This is a genomic window from Chitinophaga sp. (genome assembly GCF_036569125.1).
Lineage (GTDB): Bacteria > Bacteroidota > Bacteroidia > Chitinophagales > Chitinophagaceae > Chitinophaga.
The window spans coordinates 1-9,902 of record NZ_DATCRF010000556.1; the positions used below are offsets into that span (position 1 = coordinate 1).

At 46.0% G+C, this 9,902-nt stretch carries 11 protein-coding genes and 1 tRNA gene; 3 read left to right on the forward strand and 9 right to left on the reverse strand.

The features are described 5' to 3' along the window. Positions 1-64: 64 nt before the first annotated feature. Positions 65-136: transfer RNA gene (locus VIM87_RS20825), tRNA-Glu, on the reverse strand. A gap of 126 nt (positions 137-262) precedes the next feature. On the opposite strand from VIM87_RS20825, the gene VIM87_RS20830 reads away from it, so the two are divergent. The 3 genes from VIM87_RS20830 (at position 263) to VIM87_RS20840 (ending at position 2,767) form a co-directional block, all read left to right on the forward strand. Then, on the forward strand, positions 263-841 hold the full coding sequence (locus tag VIM87_RS20830; RefSeq protein WP_331998871.1) for a TetR/AcrR family transcriptional regulator: 579 nt from the start codon (positions 263-265) through the stop codon (positions 839-841). A gap of 12 nt (positions 842-853) precedes the next feature. Then, positions 854-1,333 carry a nucleoside triphosphate pyrophosphohydrolase family protein gene (locus VIM87_RS20835; protein ID WP_331998872.1) on the forward strand — a complete coding sequence of 160 codons (480 nt, stop codon included), beginning with the start codon at positions 854-856 and terminating at the stop codon, positions 1,331-1,333. A 147-nt stretch (positions 1,334-1,480) separates the two neighbouring features. Then, positions 1,481-2,767 carry a hypothetical protein gene (locus VIM87_RS20840; RefSeq protein WP_331998873.1) on the forward strand — a complete coding sequence of 429 codons (1,287 nt, stop codon included), beginning with the start codon at positions 1,481-1,483 and terminating at the stop codon, positions 2,765-2,767. Here the strand turns inward: VIM87_RS20840 and VIM87_RS20845 are convergent. From VIM87_RS20845 to VIM87_RS20880, 8 genes are all read right to left on the reverse strand, one after another. Next, complete coding sequence (locus VIM87_RS20845; protein ID WP_331998874.1) at positions 2,705-3,472, reverse strand: ABC transporter permease subunit; 768 nt, start codon at positions 3,470-3,472, stop codon at positions 2,705-2,707. The two genes, VIM87_RS20840 and VIM87_RS20845, sit on opposite strands and share 63 nt — an antisense overlap. After that, complete coding sequence (locus VIM87_RS20850; RefSeq protein WP_331998875.1) at positions 3,456-4,196, reverse strand: ABC transporter ATP-binding protein; 741 nt, start codon at positions 4,194-4,196, stop codon at positions 3,456-3,458. The genes VIM87_RS20845 and VIM87_RS20850 overlap by 17 nt, the downstream gene beginning before the upstream one ends. Further along, positions 4,193-5,416 (reverse strand): nitrous oxide reductase family maturation protein NosD, encoded by a 1,224-nt coding sequence (gene nosD / locus VIM87_RS20855; protein ID WP_331998876.1) that lies wholly within the window; start codon positions 5,414-5,416, stop codon positions 4,193-4,195. The genes VIM87_RS20850 and nosD overlap by 4 nt, the downstream gene beginning before the upstream one ends. Before the next feature lie 13 nt (positions 5,417-5,429). Continuing rightward, on the reverse strand, positions 5,430-5,855 hold the full coding sequence (locus VIM87_RS20860) for a nitrous oxide reductase accessory protein NosL (RefSeq protein WP_331998877.1): 426 nt from the start codon (positions 5,853-5,855) through the stop codon (positions 5,430-5,432). A 1-nt stretch (position 5,856) separates the two neighbouring features. Then, positions 5,857-6,426, reverse strand: coding sequence for a hypothetical protein (locus VIM87_RS20865; RefSeq protein ID WP_331998878.1), 570 nt, complete (start codon positions 6,424-6,426; stop codon positions 5,857-5,859). 55 nt (positions 6,427-6,481) lie between these two features. Further along, the gene (gene nosZ / locus VIM87_RS20870; RefSeq protein ID WP_331998879.1) at positions 6,482-8,452 is read right to left on the reverse strand and encodes a Sec-dependent nitrous-oxide reductase; all 1,971 of its coding nucleotides are present in this window, start codon (positions 8,450-8,452) and stop codon (positions 6,482-6,484) included. A 23-nt stretch (positions 8,453-8,475) separates the two neighbouring features. After that, positions 8,476-8,982 (reverse strand): c-type cytochrome, encoded by a 507-nt coding sequence (locus tag VIM87_RS20875; RefSeq protein WP_331998880.1) that lies wholly within the window; start codon positions 8,980-8,982, stop codon positions 8,476-8,478. A gap of 152 nt (positions 8,983-9,134) precedes the next feature. Continuing rightward, a complete protein-coding gene (locus VIM87_RS20880; RefSeq protein ID WP_331998881.1) occupies positions 9,135-9,677 on the reverse strand; it encodes a flavodoxin domain-containing protein in 543 nt (180 codons plus the stop codon). Positions 9,678-9,902: the final 225 nt, after the last annotated feature.

Genomic DNA, 9,902 nt, shown 5'->3' on the forward strand with positions numbered 1-9,902 from the left:
AGCAGGTGCTGACACCAGAGTATAACAAAAAAGCCTGCAATCAGATTGCAGGCTTTTTGTTTCGTACCACGTACGGGAATCGAACCCGTGATTCCTCCGTGAAAGGGAGGCGTCTTAACCCCTTGACCAACGCGGCATTCCGTTTAAGGGATGGCAAAAGTAAGTAAAAGATAGTAAAAAGCAAATTTTTACCCGCATTTTTCCACGGCGCCGGTGAAGAGAATGCAGGTGACGGCTTAAAAATATTTATTTTTATGGTATTATGCCACGTAGTCTCGAATTCGATCAGCATGAGAAATTGGTAAAAGCCCGCGATACCTTTTGGGAAAAAGGATACCATGCCACCTCCATTACGGACCTGGGGCGGTCAATGGACCTGAACCCCGGAAGCATTTACAACACTTACGGCAGCAAGCACCAGCTGTTTGTACAATGCCTTTGTAATTATATTGAATGCACCTTTTCACATTATCAGCGCATAGCGGCTAATGAGCAGTCGCCCATGGCAGCCATTACACATATTATAGATAAGGTGGCGGATAAAATGGTGACAGATCACCATGCCTGCATGATCGGCAAATCATCCTTTGAGCTTTGTGAGGCCGATAAAGAAGTGCGCACGCTGCTGAAAGATAATAACGATGCGCTGGTGAGCCTTTTCCGGCAGCTGCTTACCAAAGCGCAGGAGGCGGGGGAAATTACCCCGGATAAAGATCCGGCTACCCTGGCACAATTATTAGTGGCTAGTTTTAGTGGCCTGGGACAGCATTATGTGCTGTACCAGGATAAAGCACAGCTGCACACACTGGCTATGCAGCTCATTCATTTAATAAAGGCATAAACGAAAAAAGCCATGAAAGATCTGAAAGTACTGACCCAGGTAGCTGATTTCCATAATACGTTCAAAGTGCCCATAGAAGCCAAACCCGTTATACCATCTGCCCAAAGATGCGCATTAAGGATCCGGCTTTTTGAAGAGGAGCTGCAGGAGCTAAGGGATGCCATTGCCAATAACGACATTGTAGAGGTGGCCGATGCCCTTTGCGACCTGCAATATGTGCTTACCGGCACTGCCCTGGAATTTGGCCTGGGCGAAAAATTCTGCGAGCTGTTTGATGAAGTGCACCGCTCCAACATGAGCAAAGCCTGCAAAACAGCAGAAGAAGCTGCCAAAACCATAGCGCATTACCGGGCTAACTTAAATACAGAAGCCTACCATAAAGAAATAGACGGCATGTACGTGATCTACCGTGCGGGGGATGATAAAACCCTGAAGTCGGTGAATTACTCCGCACCGGCACTGAAACCCATCCTGGGCGGGAAAGAAGCATAGCAGGCCGCCCTCCAATCCCGGAACATTAACAACGCTCACCACACTGGAATAAAGGTTGTAATATTAAAAGATAAATTTGTCCTTTATTATGAATGATCCTAACTTAGCCTAACAGATCTAAGAATTATCTTCATAAATAAGACAATTATGTTGAAGAGGGAAAGGAGCTGGCTAACCATAGCGCTCGTCAACCTGGCCGTGGTGGCGCTGTTAGGGCTATTGCTCAGAAGCAAAATACTCTTTCCGATACCTGCTGTTAATTTCGGGAACCTATTGCATGCACATTCTCATTTTGCATTTACGGGGTGGATAAGCCTTTGCCTGTTAACATTAATGACCTACCGGTTACTTCCGGAAAAGTACAGCAGTCGCCCGCGGTACAAATGGCTTCTGAGCGGTATTCTGCTAAGCGCAGTTGGAATGCTGTTCAGCTTTCCCTTCCAGGGATATGCGTTCGTTTCAATATTCTTTTCCACGCTGTCCATATTAGTATCCTATGCTTTTAGCTGGTTTTTTATTAAAGATCTTTTAAAGGCCCAACCCCGTAAACCTGTAATTATATTAGCTGTTTCGTCATTGGTGGCAATGGTGCTTTCATCAGTAGGGCCGTTTACGCTGGCCTATATGATGGCATCGCATTCCGTGAATAGCCTGTTGTACAGAGATGCCATCTATACTTACCTGCACCTGCAGTACAACGGGTTCTTTACGCTGGGTGTTTTTACGTTGTTCGTTCATCATTTGGGCCATTCTTCCGCGAAGGTTCCGGAACGCAGCCTGAACCGTTTTGTAATAACGCTGTCTGTTTCGGTATTACCTACCCTGGCCCTTTCGTACCTGTGGCATTTTCCAAATGCGGTGATACGCGCCGTTGCAGTGGCAGGCTGCGCTTGCCTGGTGGTTACACTGGTTAGCTTTATAGCAATGATGCGGTCTGCAAAAGAAGCGCTTAGAACAGTAAGTCCGTTTGCGAAAAAAATAGGTGCATTGTCAATGATCGCATTTGCCCTTAAGACTGCGGTGCAGATCTTTATTGTTTTTCCCGCAATAGGGGAGATGGTATTCAGTAACAGGCCTGTTATTATAGGTTATCTGCACCTGGTAATGCTGGGATTTGTTACCCTCTATCTTTTTGCTTACCTGCTGCACAGCGGTTATTTTAAAACAAGCAGGGGCCTGTCCGTACCCGGGATCATCATCTTCACCGGCGCGGTGATCGCTAATGAGATCATATTGGCCATGCAGGCATTTTCAACTCTCTTCATGTTAAACAGCATCCTGTACCTGTGGCTGTTATGGGCCGCAGCTATTGGTTTATTCATGGGCGCTTTGGTGATAGCTGCGGCAGCTGTTATGCGTTTGAGGACCCGCTCAGATATCCTTCTTCTTAAATACCCTGGCAGCTATTATCAAAGGAAGAACCGTCCAGCATAACATGCAGATAATGGTATAAATGCTTCCGGTAGCAGAGCCCATGAATTTCTTGAACAAAGCGCCTGAGTAACCCATCATTACTGCCACATCTAATTGCAGCAGCACCAATACCCGGGCCAGGTCAACAGGGTTTAGGGATATAAGCCCTAATAGCGGTTTATCAACCGGGTAATCGCTGAATGAATAAATGAAGGAGAGCAGCAGCCCGTCAAACAGCAGGGTGAAGAATAGTGCGGTAATGATCGCTGCGCCAATACCTTTTGTTTTGTCTTTAAACAATACAAAGATCAGCAGGGCCAGTGCAGAGAAGATCAGTGTTAAGAACAAGCCGCTTACCAGGAGTGTAAGGGTAGCTGCGGTGTAATAAAGTATACAAACCGGAATGCCAACCCCTGCCAGGTAAGCAATGCTTAATGCAATAGCAATGCCGGCGTATTCCGCCAGCAGCATGGTCTTTCTTCTGATGGGCTGGGCCAGCAACAGTTCCGTGAACTCTACGGAATTAAAGAAATAAATGGTGGAAAAGAGAATGCTGATAATAGGTACAAATAATAACGTAATGTTTAACAGGCTCAAAAGACCTTTGGAAGCATTGTCACCCATGCCGGATACGCTGATGGTTATGCCCGCCAGTATCAGCGCATAAACAATAATTGTTTTATTCTTCAGCAGATCGGACAGCACATATTTAATAATTGTTTTCATGTTGTAAGCATTCTTTCGGGTGATTCTTTTGCATGATCGCAGCAATGATCTTATTCAGCTTTTCCTGGCCGGTTATCTTTTTCAGCTCTTCCACTGTTTTGTATAGGAGCAGCTTTCCATCCTGCAGGTATACAATATGGCTGGTAATATCATCCAGGTCGCTGAGCACATGTGAGGTGATCAGGATCAGCTTTCCATTGGCACGCTCTTTTATAATCTTATCTTTCAGCAGCTCGCTGGCTACAGGATCCAGTCCCGCGGTGGGCTCATCCAGGATAAAGATCTCCGGGGAAAAAAGAAAGGCCAGGCAGGCGCTCACCTTCTGGCGTGTACCGCCGGAGAGGCTTCGCATGGTTTTATGCTGAAGGGCAGGTATATCAAATCCTTCGATCAGCTCTTCATCATAATGCTTACAATCTTTCCGGATCTCTTTAAGCATCTTAATAACCTGGCGGATGGTCATGTTTTCAGGGTAACGTCCTATCTGCGGCATGTAACCTATCTGTGAGCGGTAATCCCACTGATCCTTTACTTCAGCTCCGTTGATGCGGATGGTTCCTTGTCCGGGGATCACTAATCCGAGGATGGATTTTATCAGCGTAGTTTTTCCTGAACCATTGGGGCCTAATAACGAAATGGTTTGCCCCCGCTCAAAATGCAGGCTGATATTATCCAAAGCCTTAAACTTTCTGAAGGTTTTGGTAAGCTGCGTTATTTCGATCATAACTTCAATTTTTTCATCAATGGCTGATCATCTTTCAGCATATCCGGAATAATGCTGGGCATTACTTTTTCCACCTGCTCCATAATATTGGTAAGAAGGCTGTGGTACAGGATCATTGCCGGCGGTATCTTTTCTGTTATTACTGAATACACGCTTACCGGGTAGTAGCATACATCCCCTACGTTGTTTTTGTCCAGGTCATAACCGTCATATTTGTCCCAGTAATTATGGCTGAATACATTTAGCATCATGGTTCCATTGGTGGTTACATCAAAGGAATTGCCAATGAAATTGTTCTCAATAAAATTGCTTCCGCTGCAGCTGGCCTGTACCCGCACACCCCATCCGTTCTCACTGAAAAGGTTATGCCGTACATCCACACGCGTGGTGCTTTCCATGTGGATGCCCACCGTGTTTTTTGTAAAGCGGTTATGTTCAATTTTACTGTCGGTGATCTCTTTCAATAAAAGGCCGTAAGAGGCATCCCCCCAGTTATGGTTAAAGGCATTGTTATACATGATCACGCCTTTGGAGTACATTACCGCAACGCCTGCGCCATTGTCCATAAAGGTGTTCTGTGTATAGCGGTCATTGTGTGAGAACATGAAGTGCAGGCCATAGCGTGCATTTTCAAAAGAGGTGTTGTCAGCAATATAGGAATGGGTAACAAACTCAAAATAAATACCGTCCCGGTGCCCGGATATGGAATTGCCCTTTATTCCCAGTCCCTCGCATTTCCAGGCATGAATGCCATTGCCGCCATTTATTTCACCCTTGGTATCTGAATGGATGGTATTGTTAACAATATAACAGCGGCTGGCATTTTGCAGGTAAATGCCATAGGTATTATTAATGAAGCGGTTGTTCCGGATGGTAATGTATTTTGCATTGATGATCTTAATGCCGGCCATATCTATCAGCGATCCTTTTCCTATATGCTGGATCTGCAGGCCCTGTACGACTACTGAATCGGCAGCGATAATAAAAACCTGGTATTTGTTTTCTCCGTCTATCACCGGCAATCCCTGGCCGGTGATGGTTAGCTTTTTATTCACCAGGATATCATGCTCTTTATAAAAGCCCTGTTGCAATAACAGCGTGTCACCGCCCTGTGCATGTTCTATGGCCTGGTGAATACTGTTGGCGGCAGGATGTACTTTTATAATAGTTGCAAAGCTCCCGGCAGCAGCATACAGCAGGAATGTGTGTAATAACAGCATTTGTTTCATGGGCTTATTCATTGGTTCCCAGGTCTTCCAGTTTTAACAGATCGCTCTGCAGGCTGTCTTTAAAGGGGGCGGCCTCCTTAGCGGATGCAAAAGCTGCCAGGTTCCCGTTCATAGGGCTTTTGAAGATCCCGCTATGCAGGTATACCGCCTGGTGTGCATCCAGGAAATTATTATCCGGTTTGCTATAGTCGCTTACAAATAATATCATCCCTATGCTGTTAAAATTTTCTTCTTCGGTATATTTTAACAGGCATGCCAGGTCATCGAATTTGTAGGCCTTACCTTTTTCTGTTACAATTTCTGCGGCAAAACGCTTATCTATTATGGTCATTTTGCAATGTGCGCATGCATCATGGCCGTAGTCAATGGGCTCAAATTCCGGTTTGCAGGCAAAGAGTCCAAGCATAAATACCAGTAGTACCTGTTTCATGTTACTTTTTTTTCCATTCATAGATCGTTATTGAAACCAGTAGAACGCCTGTTCCTATATAAAACCAGCCGCCAACGTCGGGCTGTGACAGCACTTCAAAGTTTAGCAGCTTCTTATACCCGAATAAAGGAGGCTGGTATGACATGCCGGGAACCTGGATAGGGGCGTGAGGATCGAGGTGGTGCCCATAATTATACTCCCACATGTAGAAGTCATAAAATGAAAAGGCAGCAATGCAAATAAATACAGCCGTCCAGATGTAATAATATAGTTTTCGTTTAAGTATTAATACTACGATGCCCAGCAAGATAAACAGCAGCATGGCAATAGGCAGGTAAATAAATTCCGAAAAATCTTCTTTATTGATCTCGTTCATGCCTATATAGTGGTTCAATCCATTGATGATGGGTACATCGCCTTTTATGTCGTTCAGCCAGATCTGCATGGATAGCCCGCCCGGGTATTGCGGCGCCCGCAGGTCGATCCGCCACATCGGAAATAACCACAGTGTTCCCAGGAACAGCATAGCCATCACAATACTTATTCTTCCCGGTTTAGTCAGTTTCTTCATAATGAACAGATAAAAAAGGTACTGCTGTTCATGGCAGTACCTTTTGTGCTTGATCTTATTTTTGTGCGCTTGTATCCGCTACCACGCCGGTGCCGAATTTCAGGGGAGTGTTGCTCCCTTTGGGAGATACTCTCAGGTAGCCTGACATTTCCTGGTGCAGGGCAGAACAAAAGTCCGTGCAGTAAAATGGATAGATGCCCTGCTTTTGCGGAGTGAATTTCAGGGTAACGGTTTCACCCGGCATTATCAGCAGCTCTGCATTCGGATTATTCTTAATGGCAAAACCATGCGGAATATCCCAGTCCTGTTCCAGGTTGGTAACATGGAAGTAAACATCATCACCTACTGATACCCCTTCAATATTATCGGGCACCAGGTGTGAGCGGATGGCGGTCATGTATACATCCACCCGGTTTCCTTTGCGTACTACATTGGCCTTCTTTTCACCCATTGTTACAAACTCATTTCCATTCTTGTTAATGTCGTAGAACTTCACCTGCTTGCCTTGTATCAGTCCTGCCGGACAAGCCTGTGCATAGTGCGGCTCGCCGATAGTGGGAAAGTCAAGCAGCAGCTGCATTTTATCGCCGGAGATATCATAAAGCTGTGCAGATTGCGCCAGTTCCGGACCAGTAGGCAAGAACCGGTCTTTGGTTATTTTGTTGTATGCCACCAGGTATTTGCCTCCCGGCTTTTTAGTATCCCCGCCGGGGATCATCAGGTGCCCAACAGAATAGTAGGTGGGCGCGCGGTCCAGCACCTTCAGATCTTTTAAGCTCCATTTCACTACTTCTGAAGAAAGGAACATGGAGGTATAGGCATTTCCTTTACCATCAAATTCTGTGTGCAAAGGGCCCAGGCCGGGCTTTTGCACCTCGCCGTATAAAGCGGCTTCGTATTTTATGATGGGTATGCCCTGGAAATCTCCTTCAAATTGTTTGTCGCCAATGGCCTTGATCATTTTGCTGAATGAAAAAACAGGGATCAATGCTGCCAGCTTTCCGCTGCCTACAATGTATTCCCCGGTAGGGTCCAGGTCGCAGCCATGCGGGGATTTGGGGCAGGGGATCATGTAGATCATATCCGGGCAGTCTTTCGGATCCAGCAGCAATACTTCGTGCTCAATAACGGAAGTGGCTAATTGTTTTCCTTCATCAAAAGTATTGTGCGCATATTCTGCGGGTACTTTTTTGCCCTTGCCTGCTTTGGCATATTCTTCTGCTTTTTTCCAGTTAACGGCAATAATATAGTCTTTGTCTTTTTGGGATGCGTTCACCTCCAGCAGCGTGTAGGCCTGCTCGGTGTTGTAGCTGGAAAAGAAGAACCAGTCATGTGAGGGCCCTTTACCGGCATGGCTCAGGTCCAGGTTCATGCCCGGCAGTACCATCTGAAAAGCAAGGGACATATTACCGGAGGTCTTATCCACACTAATAAAGGAGGCGGTGCTGTGAAAGTTTTGTTTGAATGAGCTGATGGGTACATCCTCTGTACCCAATGGCACGGAAAAGCGGGTGCCTGCCACCACATATTCTGTATTCTCCGTAATGAAAGGGGAGGAGTGATTGCCGGCGCTGTTGGGCATTTGCAGGATCTCTACCGTTTTAAAGGTGCTCAGGTCTATCCTGGCCACACGGGGTGTATTGTTGGCATTGGCGAAGAGCCAGCGCCCGTCCTGCTCCCCGTTTGTTTGCGATAGCTCCAGGTGGTGCTGATCATCCCAGGGGATCTGGCCATTGGTAGTATTCAGCATGGCTTTTGTTTCTTCGCTGTAGCCATAGCCATTCTCAGGGAATACGGAAAACACGGGGATCAGCTTCAGCAGGCGGCCCGAAGGCAAACCGTAAACCGATACCTGCCCGTTAAAGCCGCCGGATACAAAATTGTAATACTCATCGTATTTGCCGGGGGCTACGTATACTTTTGAATTGGCATCTCCCTGCACGGCAGATGCGGTGTTCTTCATTTTGCAGCTTTGCATGGAAGCCATCGCAGCTGCAAAGCAAAGGGGAAGGAATATCTTTTTCATAAATATAGATAAAGGTGTGGTGATTAATTTTTGCCATCATTTTCCCGCATGTATTCGAGCACATGGCGGGCTTCATCATCCGTAAGGTGCTGGTTGGGCATGCGTACCATACATTGTTCAAGCATGGCCTGGGCAGCAGGGTCTTTGTCGATCATCTCATCTGTATTGGTCACAAAATTCATGATCCATTCAGGCTTTCTTCTGTCTGTAACATCTTTCCATCCGGGGCCTACCAGCTTTTCATTGGTAAGCTTATGACAGGCTGCGCATTTTACATCGTATACGGTTTTGCCGCCGGCCACCATGGCTTTGTCAAGCGGGTGGGTAAGCTTTACTTCGGTGAACTTGCCTTTCCCTTTGGAATCATCTGCAGCGGCCTGGCCGGCGGCCTTATCTTCCTGCGCTACCATGCTGGAATCACCTGTGGCGCCGGCGGCAGCATCATTGGAAGAGGGTTGCGAACCGGATCCGCAGCTGTAAATAAGAAGACTTGCTATAGCTATGGACGCTAAAAGAGGTACTTGCTTCATAACTGATTTTTTAGGTTTTACTTCTTTTAATAATTATTGAAGAACACAGATCATGACAAACGATAGAACATTCCCCCGAACGAATTACAAAGCTATCTTCAATTAATAAGGGGTCTGTTGTTTACGGTCAACAACAGTGCTGATCCTGGTCATTACCCGGCATGATGAAGATCAGCTGCCGGGCTGGCAGCGGCGCAAAGCAGCTGCACGTCGTTTACCAGACCGCTGATATGTGAGGGGTTTACATCGTTAAAGTCAGATATATCCAGCTGTTTGTTACGTAAGCTTGCTATCCACTTTCCAATCCTTACTTTAAGTTTATCTGCAAGGGATAGCTGATCATATATTATCTTTCCCGGGAAAAAATAATACCTGCAATTATCTTCAAAGCATGCCGGTACATTCTGCTGTACGTAGCTTCGCAGCTTATCCCGTTTATCTTTTTTAGTAGCGGTTACAAGAAAAATGAACAATCTCTTTTTCTGCAGCTGGGCGGCATGCTGCTTTAACCATTTCCGCATCAGCAATTTGCCTATGTAGATGCTGCTGCCAAGGATCAGGAAGCCGGCATCTGCTATTATTTCCGGTGTTGCCTGCTCCTGTGGTATAGCCGGTATCTGTAGCTCTGCGCTTAGCCATGCAGCGTACTGCCGGGTAGCTCCGTACCTGGATCTGTAAATGATGAACCCATTCATAGCTTAATATTTTATTGGATTTTTATAGTGGCATGAGTAAGTAGGATAATTAAGGACAAATTTATCCTTTTATATGATACCCTGCAAAAAAATCAATAGAGGTAACCGGGTTAACATCATTATTACACAGTACAGGCCTGGAAACAGAGGCTTGGAATAACAAGCCTGTGGCCGTCATACGTTATTGGTATCGACAATATTATTGGCGGGGAATTAGTATAGGAT

What these genes read in the sequence shown, in the direction of transcription:
- VIM87_RS20865 (WP_331998878.1), bottom strand. Translation starts at nt 6,426, where the DNA reads ATGAAGAAACTGACTAAACCGGGAAGAATAAGTATTGTGATGGCTATG.
- VIM87_RS20830 (WP_331998871.1), top strand. Translation starts at nt 263, where the DNA reads ATGCCACGTAGTCTCGAATTCGATCAGCATGAGAAATTGGTAAAAGCC.
- VIM87_RS20840 (WP_331998873.1), top strand. Translation starts at nt 1,481, where the DNA reads ATGTTGAAGAGGGAAAGGAGCTGGCTAACCATAGCGCTCGTCAACCTG.
- nosD (WP_331998876.1), bottom strand. Translation starts at nt 5,416, where the DNA reads ATGCTGTTATTACACACATTCCTGCTGTATGCTGCTGCCGGGAGCTTT.
- VIM87_RS20880 (WP_331998881.1), bottom strand. Translation starts at nt 9,677, where the DNA reads ATGAATGGGTTCATCATTTACAGATCCAGGTACGGAGCTACCCGGCAG.
- VIM87_RS20850 (WP_331998875.1), bottom strand. Translation starts at nt 4,196, where the DNA reads ATGATCGAAATAACGCAGCTTACCAAAACCTTCAGAAAGTTTAAGGCT.
- VIM87_RS20835 (WP_331998872.1), top strand. Translation starts at nt 854, where the DNA reads ATGAAAGATCTGAAAGTACTGACCCAGGTAGCTGATTTCCATAATACG.
- VIM87_RS20845 (WP_331998874.1), bottom strand. Translation starts at nt 3,472, where the DNA reads ATGAAAACAATTATTAAATATGTGCTGTCCGATCTGCTGAAGAATAAA.
- VIM87_RS20860 (WP_331998877.1), bottom strand. Translation starts at nt 5,855, where the DNA reads ATGAAACAGGTACTACTGGTATTTATGCTTGGACTCTTTGCCTGCAAA.
- nosZ (WP_331998879.1), bottom strand. Translation starts at nt 8,452, where the DNA reads ATGAAAAAGATATTCCTTCCCCTTTGCTTTGCAGCTGCGATGGCTTCC.
- VIM87_RS20875 (WP_331998880.1), bottom strand. Translation starts at nt 8,982, where the DNA reads ATGAAGCAAGTACCTCTTTTAGCGTCCATAGCTATAGCAAGTCTTCTT.